At 43.0% G+C, this 16,676-nt stretch carries 13 protein-coding genes; 9 read left to right on the top strand and 4 right to left on the bottom strand.

Translation table 11 applies throughout. The features are described 5' to 3' along the window. The first annotated feature begins 148 nt into the window (after nt 1-148). Nucleotides 149-430, top strand: coding sequence for a co-chaperone GroES (gene groES / locus MKY63_RS05415; protein ID WP_036676506.1), 282 nt, complete (start codon nt 149-151; stop codon nt 428-430). 78 nt (nt 431-508) lie between these two features. After that, complete coding sequence (groL, locus tag MKY63_RS05410; protein WP_076129222.1) at nt 509-2,140, top strand: chaperonin GroEL; 1,632 nt, start codon at nt 509-511, stop codon at nt 2,138-2,140. A 137-nt stretch (nt 2,141-2,277) separates the two neighbouring features. On the opposite strand, the gene MKY63_RS05405 is transcribed toward groL, so the two are convergent. Next, nucleotides 2,278-3,255, bottom strand: coding sequence for a tRNA-dihydrouridine synthase (locus MKY63_RS05405; RefSeq protein ID WP_076147082.1), 978 nt, complete (start codon nt 3,253-3,255; stop codon nt 2,278-2,280). A 264-nt stretch (nt 3,256-3,519) separates the two neighbouring features. Between MKY63_RS05405 and MKY63_RS05400 the strand changes: the two genes are divergently transcribed. From MKY63_RS05400 to MKY63_RS05385, 4 genes are all read left to right on the top strand, one after another. Beyond that, a complete protein-coding gene (locus tag MKY63_RS05400) occupies nt 3,520-6,102 on the top strand; it encodes an S-layer homology domain-containing protein (protein ID WP_339811893.1) in 2,583 nt (860 codons plus the stop codon). A 141-nt stretch (nt 6,103-6,243) separates the two neighbouring features. Then, nucleotides 6,244-7,452: an MFS transporter gene (locus MKY63_RS05395; protein ID WP_036676501.1), complete on the top strand. Its 1,209-nt coding sequence runs from the start codon at nt 6,244-6,246 to the stop codon at nt 7,450-7,452. 297 nt (nt 7,453-7,749) lie between these two features. After that, nucleotides 7,750-8,727 (top strand): ring-cleaving dioxygenase, encoded by a 978-nt coding sequence (locus tag MKY63_RS05390; RefSeq protein ID WP_339811890.1) that lies wholly within the window; start codon nt 7,750-7,752, stop codon nt 8,725-8,727. A 17-nt stretch (nt 8,728-8,744) separates the two neighbouring features. After that, the gene (locus MKY63_RS05385) at nt 8,745-9,350 is read left to right on the top strand and encodes a flavin reductase family protein (RefSeq protein WP_038568951.1); all 606 of its coding nucleotides are present in this window, start codon (nt 8,745-8,747) and stop codon (nt 9,348-9,350) included. A 67-nt stretch (nt 9,351-9,417) separates the two neighbouring features. Here the strand turns inward: MKY63_RS05385 and MKY63_RS05380 are convergent, their stop codons facing one another. Both MKY63_RS05380 and MKY63_RS05375 read right to left on the bottom strand, forming a co-directional pair. Then, nucleotides 9,418-10,326 (bottom strand): EamA family transporter, encoded by a 909-nt coding sequence (locus tag MKY63_RS05380; protein WP_339811887.1) that lies wholly within the window; start codon nt 10,324-10,326, stop codon nt 9,418-9,420. A gap of 188 nt (nt 10,327-10,514) precedes the next feature. Next, nucleotides 10,515-11,054 carry an NADPH-dependent FMN reductase gene (locus MKY63_RS05375; RefSeq protein WP_036676495.1) on the bottom strand — a complete coding sequence of 180 codons (540 nt, stop codon included), beginning with the start codon at nt 11,052-11,054 and terminating at the stop codon, nt 10,515-10,517. 280 nt (nt 11,055-11,334) lie between these two features. Here MKY63_RS05375 and MKY63_RS05370 point away from each other — a divergent pair, with 280 nt between their 5' ends. The 3 genes from MKY63_RS05370 to MKY63_RS05360 all read left to right on the top strand — a co-directional run bounded on the left by MKY63_RS05370 (nt 11,335) and on the right by MKY63_RS05360 (nt 15,004). Further along, entirely contained in the window at nt 11,335-11,787 is a 453-nt protein-coding gene (locus tag MKY63_RS05370; protein WP_036676493.1) for a MarR family transcriptional regulator, read from the top strand. An 11-nt stretch (nt 11,788-11,798) separates the two neighbouring features. Next, entirely contained in the window at nt 11,799-13,010 is a 1,212-nt protein-coding gene (locus MKY63_RS05365) for an MFS transporter (protein WP_339811882.1), read from the top strand. A 224-nt stretch (nt 13,011-13,234) separates the two neighbouring features. After that, complete coding sequence (locus tag MKY63_RS05360) at nt 13,235-15,004, top strand: M3 family oligoendopeptidase (RefSeq protein WP_339811879.1); 1,770 nt, start codon at nt 13,235-13,237, stop codon at nt 15,002-15,004. Here MKY63_RS05360 and MKY63_RS05355 read toward each other — a convergent pair. After that, nucleotides 15,001-16,578 (bottom strand): bifunctional metallophosphatase/5'-nucleotidase, encoded by a 1,578-nt coding sequence (locus tag MKY63_RS05355; RefSeq protein ID WP_339811877.1) that lies wholly within the window; start codon nt 16,576-16,578, stop codon nt 15,001-15,003. The two genes, MKY63_RS05360 and MKY63_RS05355, sit on opposite strands and share 4 nt — an antisense overlap. Nucleotides 16,579-16,676 lie beyond the last annotated feature (98 nt).

The following is a 16,676-nucleotide window of genomic DNA, read 5'->3' as shown; positions in this document are numbered from 1 at the left end:
ACGCTCTTGAAAAATAGGAGATGGGCTGGAGATTAGCAGGGTTCCATTGATATTTTTCAAGAACATCACAGAATTCTAAGTTTGGCCCGTAAGTTCTAAACTATGTTTTGAAGCAAAATAACATAATTTTAAAGGAGGCTATTTTTTCATGATCAAACCATTAGGTGAACGCGTATTGGTGCTACCGAGCGAGCAGGAGGAAACAACTTCATTCGGGATTGTGCTTCCGGACTCCTCGAAAGAAAAGCCACAAGAAGGAACGATTATCGCAGTAGGCAGCGGAGCTTTGAAAGATGGAGTACGTGTAGCGCTTGAAGTTAAAGAAGGCGACCGTGTTCTTTTCTCTAAATATGCAGGAACAGAAATCAAATATGAAGGTAAAGAATATTTGATTATGAAAGAAAGCGACATTCACGCGATTCTTGACTAAGCAGGAGTCGATCATAAGCTAAATCTAAACTACTTAAAGTAATAGGATATACAAAAAATTCTAGGAGGTAATTACACAATGGCTAAAGAAATTAAATTCAGTGAAGAAGCTCGCCGCTCTATGCTTCGTGGTGTAGATGCTCTGGCAAACGCGGTAAAAGTTACACTTGGACCAAAAGGCCGCAACGTGGTGCTTGAGAAGAAATTTGGTAGCCCACTCATCACTAACGATGGTGTAACGATCGCTAAAGAAATCGAACTTGAAGATGCATTCGAGAACATGGGTGCTCAACTGGTTAAAGAAGTTGCTACTAAGACTAATGATGTAGCCGGTGACGGTACTACAACTGCAACGGTTCTGGCTCAAGCTATGATCCGCGAAGGTCTGAAGAACGTAACTGCTGGTGCTAACCCAATGGTTATCCGCAAAGGTATCGACAAAGCGGTTCGTGCAGCTGTTGAAGAATTGCAAAAAATCGCTAAGCCTATCGAAGATTCCCAAGCTATCGCTCAAGTAGCTGCTATCTCTGCTGCTGACGATGAAGTGGGTCAATTGATCGCTGAAGCTATGGAAAAAGTAGGTAAAGACGGTGTTATCACTGTTGAAGAATCCCGTGGATTCGCTACTGAGCTTGAAGTAGTAGAAGGTATGCAATTCGACCGTGGTTACATTTCCCCGTACATGATTACTGATACAGACAAAATGGAAGCTGTTCTGGAGAACCCATACATCTTGATTACTGATAAAAAAATCAGCAGCACTCAAGAAATCCTTCCATTGCTTGAAAAAATCGTTCAACAAGCTAGACCGCTTGTTATTATCGCTGAAGATATCGAAGGCGAAGCACAAGCTATGCTGATCGTGAACAAACTGCGTGGAACATTCAACGCTGTTGCTGTTAAAGCTCCTGGCTTTGGCGACCGCCGCGAAGCTATGCTGCAAGATATCGCTGCCCTGACTGGCGGCCAAGTGATCACTGAGAAGCTCGGTCTTGATCTGAAGAGCACTTCCATTGAACAACTGGGTAACGCACGTCAAGTACGCGTAACTAAAGAAAACACAACAATCGTAGACGGAAGCGGCGACAAAGCGGACATCAATGCACGCGTAAGCCAAATCCGTGCTCAACTGGAAGAAACAACTTCCGAGTTCGACAAAGAGAAATTGCAAGAGCGTCTGGCTAAATTGGCTGGCGGCGTAGCCGTTGTCAAAGTTGGCGCTGCAACTGAAACTGAACTTAAAGAGCGCAAACTTCGCATCGAAGATGCCCTGAACGCAACTCGCGCAGCGGTTGAAGAAGGTATCGTATCCGGTGGGGGTACAGCTCTTGTGAACGTATATAACGCTGTTGCTGCTGTAGACGTAACTGGCGACGAGAAAACAGGCGTTAACATCGTGCTTCGCGCGTTGGAAGAGCCAATTCGCACCATCGCAGCTAACGCTGGTCAAGAAGGTTCCGTAATCGTGGACCGCTTGAAAAAAGAAGAAGTAGGTATCGGCTACAACGCTGCTACTGGTGAATGGGTGAACATGTTCGAAGCGGGTATCGTTGACCCTGCTAAAGTAACTCGTTCCGCTCTGCAAAATGCTGCATCCGTAGCGGCTATGTTCTTGACTACTGAAGCTGTTATCGCTGACAAGCCTGAGCCTGAAAAAGGCGGCGGCATGCCAGATATGGGCGGCATGGGTGGAATGGGCGGCATGATGTAAGGAAATCATTATCGAAGCAATTCGATGATGAGTTTCCTTGAGAGGAAACACCATTTGACCACATAGTACAAAAATGAGAGACCTTTCATAAGTTCATTGAACTTTTGAGAGGTCTCTCATTTTTTTATGGGTATAATTTAATCTAAATCTTGCTCTAAAACAGTTTTTACTAAACGACGTACTTCATCAGTTGATCTTGTATCCATTAATTGGTTTCTTAGTTCACCTGCGCCTCTAAATCCACGAACATAGATTTTGAAAAAGCGAAGAAGTGGTTTAAATAAACGTGGCTCAAGTTCATTTGAATATTTATCGTGAAGATCCAGCTGTAAAAGAAGTAAATTGAGAAAATCCTTCGCGCTGTGTTCTTTAGGTTCTTTTTCAAAGGCAAATGGATTGGTGAAAATACCGCGGCCAATCATGACTCCATCAACGCCGTATTGTTCTACTAATTTTAATCCTGTTGCGCGGTCAGGAATATCTCCATTAATAGTTAACAACGTATTTGGAGCAATTTCATCGCGTAATTTTTTTATTTCAGGGATTAGTTCCCAGTGTGCCTCTACTTTACTCATCTCTTTTTTTGTACGAAGGTGAATGGAAAGGTTCGCAATATCTTGTTTCAATATATGTCCTAGCCAATCGCGCCACTCGTCAACATCAGAGTAACCCAATCTTGTTTTAACACTAACCGGCAATCCACCTGCTTTTGCTGCTTGAATAATTTCTGCTGCTACTTCAGGATGTTTTATTAATCCAGCACCTTTTCCATTCGAAGCGACGTTTTGTGCTGGGCATCCCATGTTTAAATCGATACCACGAAAACCAAGTTTTTTCATATCAATGCTCATCTGTTCAAAAAATACGGGTTTATCACCCCAAATATGAGCGACAATCGGTTGCTCATCTTCTGTGAACGTTAATCGACCACGTACGCTGTCTTTTCCTACAGGGTGACAATAGCTTTCTGTATTTGTGAATTCTGTGAAAAATACGTCGGGTTTCGCAGCTTCACTAACGACGTGACGAAATACAACATCTGTGACATCTTCCATGGGTGCTAATATAAAAAACGGCTTCGGTAAATCAAGCCAAAAGTTTTGTTCGTTACTCATATTATCTCCTCTTGTTGTAATATATAAAAACGATATAAGGATAGCAAAGTCCTATACCCATCATACATAGTATCATTTTTTCTCGTTTGATGCACAGAATCAATGATATGAGAATGTTCGTCCATGGCTATTTGTTTATAATCTGTTTATTGATACTTGTTATAATCCTGTAGATGAAAAGTTTGTAATATAAAGTCGAATCGTGTTAACGAATCGATTATAGACAAACGACATAACGCATCCAAAGAACAGGGGGATAAGCAAGTGAACAAAAAGCAATGGATAAGCTCTATATTGGCTGCTGCTGTATTATCAAGCCCTATCATTATGCCGACCAAAGGATCGGCAGCTGCTTCCTTTATTGATATTGATGGCTCATATGCAAAGAAAGCGATTGTTGAGCTATTCGATCAGGGGATAGTGACCGGTGTTGGAGAGAGTAAGTTCTATCCTACGTCGAATATTACAAGGCAGGATTTTGCAATTATTTTAGCAAAGACATTAAAGCTGGATGTTTCGAACCCTCCTGCACTGCCAACCTTTCTGGACGTTCCCACAAGTAACTACGCATACAGCTATGTGGAGGCAGCTGTCAAAGCCGGATTGATTAAGGGTACAGGCAGTAATCTTTTCGGTACGGGGCAAAATTTATCACGTCAGGATATGGTCGTCATGTTCGTGAGAGCATTGGGAGTCAATCCTACGGGTAAAGCTGGAACTTTGCAATTTGCTGATAGTAGCCAAATTGCTGATTATTCTAAGGATTTTATAGCTGCCGCTGTGGAATATGGATTGATTACCGGATATAATAATTTTTTTAATCCTGATGCCAAAGTAGATCGTCAGGCCGTAGCTCTAGTAGCTTCTAAGTTTCTGAAGTTTAAGGAGAACGGAAACACTGAGCAGCCCGCTTCCACCCCAACTGCTCAACCGAGTAAAGAGCCGGTAACAGTGCCTACTCCTGTTGTTGGAGGTTCTTCGTCTTCGCAAAGTGAGCATAGCAGTAATTCAGATACAAATGCACCTGTGGTTGAAAGTACCAAGTTCGAGGCGATCGACAACTACAACGGGACACAAGATCAGCTTCGCGGGTTAGCGGGAGCCATCGGCGAGCAAGGAGCAGCAATACAAGCCTACTTGTGGACGGATGCGAATGAGAACGGTGAAGTAGATGCCGATGAATTAGGAACAGCCATCGCATTAGGCACCAGTGCAGCAGACGGATCTGTAAGTGCGGCCAATATTGGGGATCTGAACGCAGGAACGTATCATTTCGTGATTACTGCTAAGGATTCATCCAATAATGAATCAACGAAGAACGCTGCACATGCGGTTACGGTGACCTTAAGCAAAAACGAAGTTCCGGATACGAGTGCACCGGTAGTGGACGCCGCCAAGTTCGAGGCGATCGACAACTACAACGGGACACAAGATCAGCTTCGCGGGTTAGCGGGAGCCATTGGCGAGCAAGAAGCAGCGGTACAAGCCTACCTGTGGACGGATGCGAATGAGAACGGTGAAGTAGATGCCGATGAGTTAGGAACAGCCATTGCATTAGGCACTAGTGGAGCAGAGGGATCTGTGAGTGCGGCCAATATTGGGGATCTGAACGCAGGAACGTATCGTTTCGTGATTACCGCTAAGGATTCATTCAATAATGAATCAGCGAAGAATGCTGCCCATGCGGTTACGGTGACCTTAAGCAAAAACGAAGTTCCGGATACGAGTGCACCGGTAGTGGACGCAACCAAGTTCGAGGCGATCGACAACTACAACGGGACACAAGATCAGCTTCGCGGGTTAGCGGGAGCCATTGGCGAGCAAGGAGCAGCAGTACAAGCCTACCTGTGGACGGATGCGAATGAGAACGGTGAAGTAGATGCCGATGAGTTAGGAACAGCCATCGCATTAGGCACCAGCGAAGCAGACGGATCTGTGAGTGCGGCCAATATTGGGGATCTGACCGTAGGAACGTATCGTTTCGTGATTACCGCTAAGGATTCATCCAATAATGAATCAGCGAAGAACGCTGCCCATGCGGTTACGGGAACCTTAAGCAAAAACGAAGTTCCGGATACGACTGCACCGGTAGTGGACGCAGCCAAGTTCGAGGCGATCGACAACTACAACGGGACACAAGATCAGCTTCGCGGGTTAGCGGGAGCCATTGGCGAGCAAGGAGCAGCGGTACAAGCCTACCTGTGGACGGATGCGAATGAGAATGGTGAAGTAGATGCCGACGAATTAGGAACAGCCATCGCTTTAGGCACTAGTGCAGCAGATGGATCTGTGAGTGCGGCCAATATTGGGGAACTGACCGCAGGAACGTATACTTTCGTGATTACCGCTAAGGATTCATCCAATAATGAATCGGCGAAGGACGCTGCACATGTGGTTACGATTGAGCTTGTTAATGGTGTTCTGACCACACCTACGGTTACTAGCTCTATATATGGCTTTGACGGAGGCGGCGGTTCAAAAACAAAACAACTGATAACGGGTTCTACACAATCGCGCATTCGCTTCGACTTTTTCTCCGGAGAAAGCTTTACGAATGCTGAAATTCAGGTAACGATGGAAGGCATTACCTTTACCACAAACGACTATTATACCATTAGTGGATGGACACATCCGACGAGTGATCAAATTAGCAATAATGGGCATACGTTAACTTTCACAGGAAGTAACATAGGTGTTTCGGATATTGCTTTTGAACTTCACAATAAAGTGATGCCGGCACCCGGGACCTATCTCATTAAGTTCAAAGCAGATGCGGATGGACCTGAAACAGCCAGATCTTATTCCGAGGAACAAGTCATTACCTTAATTATTTTGCCACCGGCTTAAACTAGAAGCTTCTCATGAGTTCTTTGAACTAGTGGGAAGCTTCTTTTTTATGAAAAATAGGATTGCTCAATATAGTCTAAATGAGTATTATGAGTAAGGTATGTTCATATAAAAATAGAGATAAACAGGATGGAGAGCACCATGAAAACAACACGTCAGAACGCATTGATTTTCTCGTTCACTTTTATGGCTTTTATTCTGGGTACGACGGAGTATATTATTGTTGGTTTACTCTCTGAAATATCCTCAAGCCTCGGAGTTACGCTTGCGACAGCCGGGGGATTGGTATCTGGCTTCGCGATTTCTTATGCCATTGGCACACCAATTATGATGTCCTTGTGCAGCCGTGTTCCAAAACGGATTACGATTCTTGTATCACTTGTATTGATTTTACTGCTAAATTTGTGGAGTGCTGTAACTGGAACTTACAGTATGCTGCTGGTGACTAGAATAGTTACTGCCATACTATGTGGCTTTGTTCTTTCTGTAGCCATTACTGTAGCGAATGAAGCGGTTGATCAGGAGAAGAGAGGCAAAGCGATTGCTACAATTTTGAGTGGTTTTGCTATTGCGAATGTTTTTGGTGTGCCGATCGGTACTTTTGTCGGGCAGTTTTTTAATTGGCCAGCAGCGTTTGTTCTGAATGGGATATTAGCTGGAGTTGCCATAGTCCTAAATTATATCTATATTCCACGCCAATTACCGAAACCTGTGCCTAGCTCACTCAAGGATCAGATCGGATTGCTCACAAACGGCCGCATTATTCTTGCATTTCTCATTCCGGTTACGGCAGTGGGAGCCGTATTTGTGATGTACACTTACATTACGCCTATTCTGGAGCAAGTCATGAACGTTCCTAAAAGCTCGGTTAGCGGTGTGCTGTTTGTATACGGAATTGCCACGATTGTCAGCAACTGGATTGGTGGCAAGGTTGCGACCGGGAATGCGGTTAGTAAGCTGAGATTCGTGTTCCTTATCCAAGCTGTGGTCTATGTTATCTTTAGTATGACCGCATCTGTTTCCATTCTAGGAATGATTGTGCTAATGGCTCTAGCCATGATGTCGAGTATTGTGAGCGCCCCTGCGCAGCTCTATTTGATTGACTTAGCTAAGCAGTTCTCACCAAAAACGAAGGATCTTGCTGCCTCATTGAATCCAGTAGCCTCAAACCTGGGAATTGCAGGCGGGTCCGCGATCGGTGGAGTGGTTGCCGGGCATGGAGGATTAATCTCTCTTCCTGTAGCTGCTGCCATCCTGGCGATATTGGCCTGTGTGATTACGTTGATATGTTATAAGATGGATCATCAAAGCCAAGCAGCGGTCATCACTCAGCATCATAACTTAACCTAATGAGATGATATAAAATATCCCGGCTTCATACGAGTTCATTGAACTTGTGTGGAGCTTTTTTTATATGGAAAGCTTCAAAGTGTTGACTTCCTACAGATTCAGTGCTAAACTTATCTTAAGTTAAAGATATTTAAAGTGAAGATAAAAAATCTCGATACTATCTAACAAAGAGCTTGTACAGTAGAAAAAGATTTTTTTTGAGTGATATCTTAACATTAAGATAATTAAACTAAACCTTCTTGTTCTTGGGAATTATATTAGGAGTCAAAATCAACTAAACATTAGGAGTGTATAACAATGAGAAACTTAAAAGGGATTCACCACGTTACAGCCATCACAAGCAGCGCAGAGAAAAATTACGAGTTTTTTACTTACGTGTTAGGTATGCGTTTAGTGAAGAAAACAGTTAATCAAGATGATATTCAGACGTATCATTTGTTTTTTGCAGATGATAAGGGCAGCGCCGGAACAGATATGACCTTCTTTGATTTTCCTAACATCCCTAAAGGGGTTCATGGAACTAACGAGATTGCGAAGACATCCTTCCGGGTACCAACAGATGCTGCATTAGACTACTGGGTTAAGCGTTTTGATCGGCTTGCAGTGAAGCATACCGGCATTAAAGAGCAATTCGGCAAAAAGACATTATCCTTCGTAGATTTCGATGATCAACAGTATCAACTTATTTCAGATGAATTGAATAAAGGTGTCGTATCAGGTACACCGTGGCAAAAAGGACCTATCCCTTTGGAGTATGCAATAACTGGCTTGGGACCGATCTTTGTACGAATTGCTGATTTCAACTACTTCAAAGAAGTATTGGAGAAAGTGATGTTGTTTAGAGAAATTGCTCAGGAAGAGACGTATCATTTATTTGAAGTTGGCGAAGGCGGAAACGGTGCACAAATTATTGTAGAGCATAACGAGTTCTTACCGAATTCACGCCAAGGTTTTGGGACTGTTCACCATGCTGCTTTCCGAGTAGAGGATCGTGCGATGCTGGACGAGTGGACAGAGCGTTTTGAAGGCTTTGGATTCCAAACTTCAGGATATGTAGATCGTCACTTCTTCGAGTCGTTGTATACACGTGTTGCACCACAAATATTGTTTGAGCTTGCCACTGACGGGCCAGGATTTATGGGAGATGAGGAATATGAAACCGTTGGCGAGAAGCTTTCTTTGCCACCTTTCTTGGAACCTAAACGTGAGCAAATTGAGAAGTTAGTCCGTCCTATTGATACCGTTAGAAGTACGATCGACTTTGTGAAAGAGTGAAGAAGGGGCTGAGGAAATTGATTTCAATTGATCCAAAGCACAACAGTGAGCGGGAAAATTACAAATTATTAATTGGCACTATTATTCCTAGACCTATAGCCTTTGTCACAACACAATCAGAAGAGGGTCTCTTAAATGGTGCACCTTTTAGCTATTTTAATATCGTTTCGTCTAATCCTCCAATGGTTTCATTGGCTATTCAAAGACCGGCAGGCCGTTTAAAAGATACAGCCCGTAATATTTACGATAATCAACAGTTTGTTGTGCATATTGTAGATGAGGAGAATGTTGCGAAGATCAATCAGACTGCAGCCACATTACCTGCATCTGAAAGTGAAATTGAATTGGCGAATCTTACACCGATTCAAAGTACAAGTGTAGCTGTTCCTGGCGTTTTGGAAGCGAAGGTGCGGATGGAGTGCAAGCTTGTTCAAGCAATCCCTCTAGGGGGTGAAGAACCTGGGAGTGACTTGTTTATTGGCGAAATTGTTCAATTCCATATCGATGAATCGATCTATCAGGAGGGGCACATTGACCCGAGAGTTCTAAACGCTGTGAGCCGCTTGGCGGGAAATAATTACGCAACCCTTGGAGAGATTTTTACAATAGATAGGCCGGAATAAGCAACTATAGAATAGACCTGCTAGTAAGCAATGAAGCCTACTTAGCAGGTCTTTTTGTGTACCGAAGCTACAGCTCGTCCGCAACCCCCAACAAAGCAATCCCTAGAATCACAACGATAATAACGGCATATTGTGCCTTGCTTAGTTTTTCTTTGAGGAAGATTCGCGATAATATTACGGAAAAAATGCTGTATGAAGCAATAAGTGGTGCCGCGATAATCGCGTTGCTGGACATAGCAAATACGTAGAAGAATTGTCCGGTCGTTTCCAGAATGGCTGCGAAGCCCTTATCCCGTTCTTTAAATAGGTTGAACTTTACCTTTTTAAAAAATTTCAGGTATGTAAAAGACAAGATGGCACATATAAAGAAGGTGTATTCATACGCGAGCAGAGCTGCTTTTTCGCTAATCAGGCTAAGTTCATCCAAATAAATAGCATCGGCAAAGGTGCCAAGTCCATCGATTAGGCAGTATAGGATTGGAAAAATGATGGCGATCACGCCAATCTGATATTTTTTATCAATCTGTGCGGCACTTTTTTGAAGCGCTTGGTGTTCTGCTTTCTTTTCCAAGATGGCGATCCCGATAATGCCCAAGGTGATAACGGCAACACCAACGATTTCAAGCGCCCCTAGCTCATGGGTGAAAAAGATAAATAATAATATCGTCGTTACAGCGCCTGATGAATTTTGTACGGGGGAGGCAATGGATAACTCAATATATCTAAATCCAATATAACCGACTGCCATCGACAGGATATAGAGTGCAGACACAGGGAAATATCGGATTAAGTCTATAGGATCAAAGGTTAATCCTTGAATGAGCATATAAGCTGTTGCGTGAATACCCATGACTATCCCCACGATAATGACAATCTTAATATGGCTATACCGATCCTGACTATCGGTCCCCTTTTTATAAAATAAGTCAGCCCCTCCCCAAGCGAAGGCTGTTAATAATGCAAACATAAACCACATAATCATAGCTCCTTGCTGTAGATTGAAATCCCCGCCGATTATACCAGATTAGATTCTACACAGGGTGCTCAATTCGTCACACATAAAAAATACACCCTCTAGAAGCGACCGGACAAACCATAGGTTTATCGAAAGTCTATTCTAAAGGGTGTACTTCATAACATAACAGAGGGGGAAGGCGTTCTATCTTAACGTAGAGTTTTCAATGCGCCACTCCAAGCCAAGACTTGATCCAGCATCCCATTAAGATTGGTAAGATGAAGATCCGCTGGTTTGAACACAGTTCCGTTCTCGAAATCAGTGAACAGTGACAACGCAGGGTGTACACGAACGTCTGCTACCGATAGTTCTCCCAAGATTCCGCGTAGATGTTCAGCTGCCCGAGCGCCCCCTACGGAACCATAACTTACGATACCTGCTGCTTTATTATTCCAAGCTTCACGGGCATAATCGAGCGCATTTTTCAGTGATGCAGAAATACTGTGATTATATTCTTGTACGATAAATACGAAACCGTCTAGTGTAGCAAGTTTAGTGTTCCAAGCTGTTGCTTGTTCAGTTGCATCAGCCTCACCCAATAGTGGAAGCTTGAAGTCTGCAATATCTATGATCTCATAATTAGCATCCCCGCGTGCATCCGCAATCTTTTTAACCCATTCTCCTACTTGCGGGCTTAAACGACCTTGACGAGTACTTCCGAGAATAATACCGATGTTTAATTTTGACATTGTTTGTTCCTCCTCAATTTTTGTTCTACCAAATAGTTTGTCTAGGAATCCCATCAATTACACAACCTTTAAAAATTATTATCTCAAGAGTAGTAAACTCTGGTTGTCTTTAAGTTAAGTATCTTTAAGATGAGATAATAATACCGCACATAGTGTGCTTTGTCAAGCAACTTTATAATAGTTAGTGTATAGCTTTGCTTCACCTTTACAAAATTAGTTGTTAGGAATATAATTGTTTAAGCAACTATTAAAACAGTGTTAATTGAGAAGGGATACGATCATGACGACAAAGCATAACCAATCCGAGCTTACGTTAGGATTTATGATGGGCACGACTTATCGTAAATTAAGCATGTTATTTCAAAGTGGGCTGAAAGAACATGATATAACACCGGAGCAATGGTCAGTCCTTTTTCATATTGACAGAACGGAAGGTCTGATTCAGAAGGACATCGCTAAGCGCTCTGGTAAGGATAAGCCAACTACAACGCGAATTCTGGATCATTTGGAGGGAAAGGGACTGATCTACAAAAGAACCGGTGAGAACGATCGGCGTTCTTTTAAAGTCTATATTACGGAAAAAGGAAGGTCTCTGGTGAAGGAAACCGTTCCTATTGAAGATAAGGTGACAGAAGAGATTATGAACTGTATTTCTAGTAAGGAATATGAGTTGCTCATGGAACTGCTGCTAAGAATAAACAATCATGTAGATCAAATAACAGATGGAGAGTAGGAAGGCAAGTTATGTTAGAACAACAAGAACTACGTACGAAATTATGGACCAAATCTTTTATTGCTTTAACGATTAGTGCTTTATTTTTATTTATGAATTTACAGATGTTGTTATCTTCATTTCCGTCTTACGTAAAAAGCGAATTTCAGGCCGGAGATATTATGGTCAGCCTCGTTACCAGCGTCTTTGCATTAACTGCGATCGCTTCACGTTTTATGACCGCTTTTCTGATGCGGAAGGTTAGCCGCAATGTATTATTATATATTGGCTTAGCAATTGCCGCCGCTATAACCGGCCTTTATGTTGTAGCAGATTCCATTGGCTCGCTGCTGCTGATGCGTGTGGGCTATGGGATTGGATTCGGGATTGCCAGCACGATTATTCCAACGATTGTTTCGCAGATTATTCCGAGCAAAAGAATGGGGGAAGGGATAGGTTATTTCGGTTTATCTACCAGCCTGGCGATGTCGATCGGTCCAATGATTGGCTTGAATGTGATGAAACAATCAGGTTTTGGAACACTGGCTATGATCGGTATGGTAACCTTACTTCTTGCTTTTCCAGTACTTTTATTTTCTCGTTCACTTCCTGCACAACCGAAAAAACAGCCAACCCCAACTCAAAGCGAATCTACCAAACCTCTCAAGGTTCCGTTTAATACAAAGTTAGTATTGCCTGCCATTCTAAATGTCATGTTGGCAATTACCTACGGGGGATTGCTAAGCTTTATCGCTTTATTCGGCGAATCAGTTCATCTGGAGCAAGTGGGTTTGTTCTTTTTATTTAATGCGGTTACGATCATCATTATAAGACCTATCTCCGGCAGATTATTTGATAAAAGAGGACCAGCTTCTGTCCTAATCCCGGCGGCGGTTTGCGTTGTTGCAAGCTTAACTGTGCTTTCTTATACGACCTCTATGCCAATGCTCATCGTTTCCGCTTTGCTATATGGACTTGGTTTCGGCGCTATTCAGCCAACGATCCAGGCTTGGATGCTTCGCACCTCAACACCTGCACAATATGGTATGGCCAACAGTATGTTTTATAACTCAACGGATTTGGGTGTAGCCAGCGGAGCCATTATTCTGGGGGCAATCTCGGCAGCAACTGATTATGGGATAATGTATCGTTATTCGGCTGGGTTTATGGTGTTGTTCCTTATCGTGTATGTGGGGATTCAGATTAACAAGGCTAAAGTGAATCCTTCAACCTTAAGTCAATAGGGTTCGGAGATTAAGCCAATCTTTATCTACTATTCATATTATTTTAAGCTAAGAGGGTTATAGTAATCACATAACCCCCTTATAATATAGACTTTGACCCTGCCGGACGTTGGCAGGGTCCTTTTTTTGTGTATGAAGAGAAGAAGTACATTATGTCGATGCACTTTTCTGGCAGGATGGATTATGCTTAGAAGAATAGGAATCGAAGGGGGAGAGATTTGCGGATGAATATGACATGGAACTTAGATAGTTTATATCCTTCCTTTGAATCGGAGCAGTTAAAAAGGGATCGCAAGCTACTGGGCCAGCATGTACAAGATTTAAAGCGGTGGGCTGAGCACCATTTGAATGTAAAAGACGTTACAGCCATGCCTGTGGAGGGCTTTTTAAGAATTTATAATGATTATAAAAGCAAATATGTATGCTTGTTAGCTTATGCAGAGTTAACACTCAGCGCAGATCGTGGCTGCGAGGAAGCCATGAATCTTGCTGATGATATTGAGGAGGCCAATTCAGAAATCATTGGGGTAGTTGTGGCTTTTAAGCGCTGGTTTAGCACTTGTGATCATATGGATGAGCTTATCGTTAGCTCCCCTTATCTAATGGAGCATCAATTTTATTTGCGAGAACTCCTGTTACAATCCCGCTATGAGTTAAGCGAAGAACTTGAAATGGCTATAGCCAAAATGCAGAGTACAGGATCCAAAGCATGGAGCAGACTGTATATGGAGAGGACTTCAAGTACACTTGCAGATTTAGTGGTGGATGGGGAAACTAGACAAGTGACGCTTGCGGAGCTAAGAAGTATGGCTTATGAGAATAATGCCAGCTTAAGAAAAGCTGCTTATGAAGCAGAGGCAGAAGCCTGTAGTCTTATTGCTGAGGTCTGCGCAGCCAGCTTAAATGGCATTAGTGGTGAGGCGCTGACGATTTATGGCATGCGGGGTTATCAATCTTCGCTGGAAAAAGTGTTAATCGCTTCGAGAATGGACAGTGAGACTTTAGCCGCTATGCTCACTGCTCTTCGGGAGAGCCTGCCAGCCTTTCATACCTATTATCAAAAGAAAGCCGAGCTGCTGGGACATCCGGCAAAGCTGCCTTTTTACGATATTTTTGCACCAGTCGGTGTAGAAAACGGGAAAATTACATACGCTAACGCCAAAGATACAATCATCTCGAGCTTCGCAACCTTTAGTGAGGAACTGGCTTGTTTTGCTCAGAAGGCTTTTGATCAGCAATGGATTGATGCAGAACCTAGATCAGGCAAAGGGGGTTATGGACTTTGCATCGATATTTTTCCGATTGGCGAGAGCAGAATTATGACCCAGTTCACCGGAAATGCCATAGATATTAGTATCCTTGCCCATGAGCTCGGCCATGCCTATCATAGCTCCTGTCTGGCTAATGAAACGATGCTGAATACGGATTACCCGATTCCGATTGCTGAAACGGCTTCGATTTTTTGTGAGACGATAGTGAACCATGCCATAATTACAAATTCAACGGAGAAGGAAGCTCTGCTTATTCTGGAGAGAAGTATTTCTGATGCCGGTTATTATCTTGTAGACTTTTATGCCCGTTATTTATTTGAGATCAAATTATATGAGAGAAGAGCATTAGGCCCGCTGTCTGTTCAAGAGCTAAATGAATTGATGATTGCCTGTATGGTGGAAGCCTATGGTGAGGGCATTGACCCGGGTACAATCCATCCGTACATGTGGATGAACAAAGCTGGATATTTTATGGCTAGTAATGAATTTTTGAATTTCCCGTATTCCTTTGGTTTGTTATTCTCTAAAGGACTGTACGCGGAATATTTAAAGAGGGGCGAAGAGTTCGCCCCTAAGTATCGCCAGTTCCTTAGGGATACCAGCAAACATAATATTGTTGATGTAGCAAAAACAATGGATCTAGATGTTCACTCCGTCGACTTCTGGAGAAGTGCGTTGAAGCTGATAGAGAGCGACATTGAGGTGTTCATCGCTAAAGCCTAAACAACTCTCCAATTATGGTCACAGGTAGCTTCAATTTGGCCATGCTTTTCAATGTAGTCCGTGACAATTTCAGATATGTCGATCATAATTTCTTGAACAATCGGCTTACCCTTATACATCTCATAATCTCCGCCACCACTGGCTCTATAATTGTTCATAACAACCTCATATTCTTTAGAGTCCTCTATAGGCTGTCCTCGGTACAGCAGATGGAGGACTCTTTCGCCTGCAGGTCTAGCGGTATCAAGCTCGTATTGTATTCCTTCCCACATATCATAATTGTAATGCTGCGGTTTAGGCTCGATATAGGCGGGGTTAACGACTATTATTCCGTTCTCGTCTTGTTGGAAATAGTTAGCGGTTTGTTCTAAGGCCTCTCTAATATCTTGTCCTGTCAGTCTTAGGACGGTTAAGGTGTTGGGATATATGAAGTTGGATAAAATGTCTCTGCGTGTGATGGTATCGCTGAAACCCTTACAATCGTTACTGAGTAAGGCTGCTGTAGAAATATCTACGCCAGTAGCCTCCATTTGTACCTTATTCATAAATTCTATAAAAGGGTGGTCAGCTAAGCGGCATTCATCAGCACTGGAAATAGACAGATCCCCGATAACCGTTCCTATTCTCTCATCCAGCCAGGTTTGTGTTTCTGATTCAAGAGTACTGTTCAGCTCTAGGATTATATCATCTCCAGCTGTTGTCTCATTAACGTTAAGGAGCTCGGCATGTTTACGCTGAATCTTCCAGTGTGTATTTTCTTTTTGGAAAATAACCGAAATTTTACCGAGGGAAAGTCCATTACAACCAGGTTGTATGATTGTAACACCGTTCAACTCCCCAGCTATGGAGCGGTGCTGATGTCCGGTAATTAGCACATCTATGCCCTCTACCTCTGTACACATGGCGTAGGCTTGATTCTCCCCCGTTAGTCTCTCTACAGGTTCTCCACTGCTTAGATCGCGTTCGAATCCGCCGTGGTAAGCTACAACGAGCAGATCAGGCTGCTCTTCTGCCCGTATAATGGCACACCAATGCTTTACAGTCTCTAGCGAATCCTCAAATTGAAGCCCTTCAATATGGCTAGGGTTCTCCCAGTGGGGGATGTAATGCGTTGTAACCCCTAGAACGGCTACTTTGATTTTATCTACCCATTTGATGATATAGGGTTTACCAAAGGCGGGTTGATTTGTCGTGTTATCTATAATTCCAGCTGATAACCAAGGAAAGCGGGAATCCTGAACGGCTTTATTCAGCAGAGTTTTGCCAAAATTGAATTCATGGTTGCCAATAATTGCAGCGTCATATTTCAATTCATTTAGTGCAGCTATGCCCGGATTCAGCTCATTACTATAATGTGTAGCTGCATAATAAGTTAATGGTGTGCCTTGAATAAGATCGCCGTTATCTATAAGGATCAGCTCAGGAGTATGGGATCTTTCTTGTTTAATGAGGGTAGCAATTGTTGCTAAGCCTGCTGGTCGTTTCTCCCCCGTGCGGTAATCGACGGGCCCAAAATGTCCATGTAGATCACTTGTTACGAGGATTTCACAGGTTATTGAATTCTCTTTATTCATAGGTAGCCCCTCCTGATAATAAGTTCAGACCTCATTCTAGCAGATAATTGGCTAACTTTAAGAGATTGGAATAAATTTTACATATATTTGATGCTTGG

It is taken from the genome of Paenibacillus sp. FSL R7-0189, from assembly GCF_037969925.1.
Taxonomy (GTDB): Bacteria; Bacillota; Bacilli; order Paenibacillales; family Paenibacillaceae; genus Paenibacillus_AQ; species Paenibacillus_AQ odorifer.
This window is presented reverse-complemented; position numbering and strand designations above follow the sequence as displayed.

Bases quoted from the DNA above. Each gene is read 5' to 3' on its own strand.
- groL (WP_076129222.1), top strand. From the start codon at position 509: ATGGCTAAAGAAATTAAATTCAGTGAAGAAGCTCGCCGCTCTATGCTT.
- MKY63_RS05355 (WP_339811877.1), bottom strand. From the start codon at position 16,578: ATGAATAAAGAGAATTCAATAACCTGTGAAATCCTCGTAACAAGTGAT.
- MKY63_RS05380 (WP_339811887.1), bottom strand. From the start codon at position 10,326: ATGTGGTTTATGTTTGCATTATTAACAGCCTTCGCTTGGGGAGGGGCT.
- MKY63_RS05405 (WP_076147082.1), bottom strand. From the start codon at position 3,255: ATGAGTAACGAACAAAACTTTTGGCTTGATTTACCGAAGCCGTTTTTT.
- MKY63_RS05360 (WP_339811879.1), top strand. From the start codon at position 13,235: ATGAATATGACATGGAACTTAGATAGTTTATATCCTTCCTTTGAATCG.
- MKY63_RS05390 (WP_339811890.1), top strand. From the start codon at position 7,750: ATGAGAAACTTAAAAGGGATTCACCACGTTACAGCCATCACAAGCAGC.
- MKY63_RS05395 (WP_036676501.1), top strand. From the start codon at position 6,244: ATGAAAACAACACGTCAGAACGCATTGATTTTCTCGTTCACTTTTATG.
- MKY63_RS05370 (WP_036676493.1), top strand. From the start codon at position 11,335: ATGACGACAAAGCATAACCAATCCGAGCTTACGTTAGGATTTATGATG.
- groES (WP_036676506.1), top strand. From the start codon at position 149: ATGATCAAACCATTAGGTGAACGCGTATTGGTGCTACCGAGCGAGCAG.
- MKY63_RS05375 (WP_036676495.1), bottom strand. From the start codon at position 11,054: ATGTCAAAATTAAACATCGGTATTATTCTCGGAAGTACTCGTCAAGGT.
- MKY63_RS05365 (WP_339811882.1), top strand. From the start codon at position 11,799: ATGTTAGAACAACAAGAACTACGTACGAAATTATGGACCAAATCTTTT.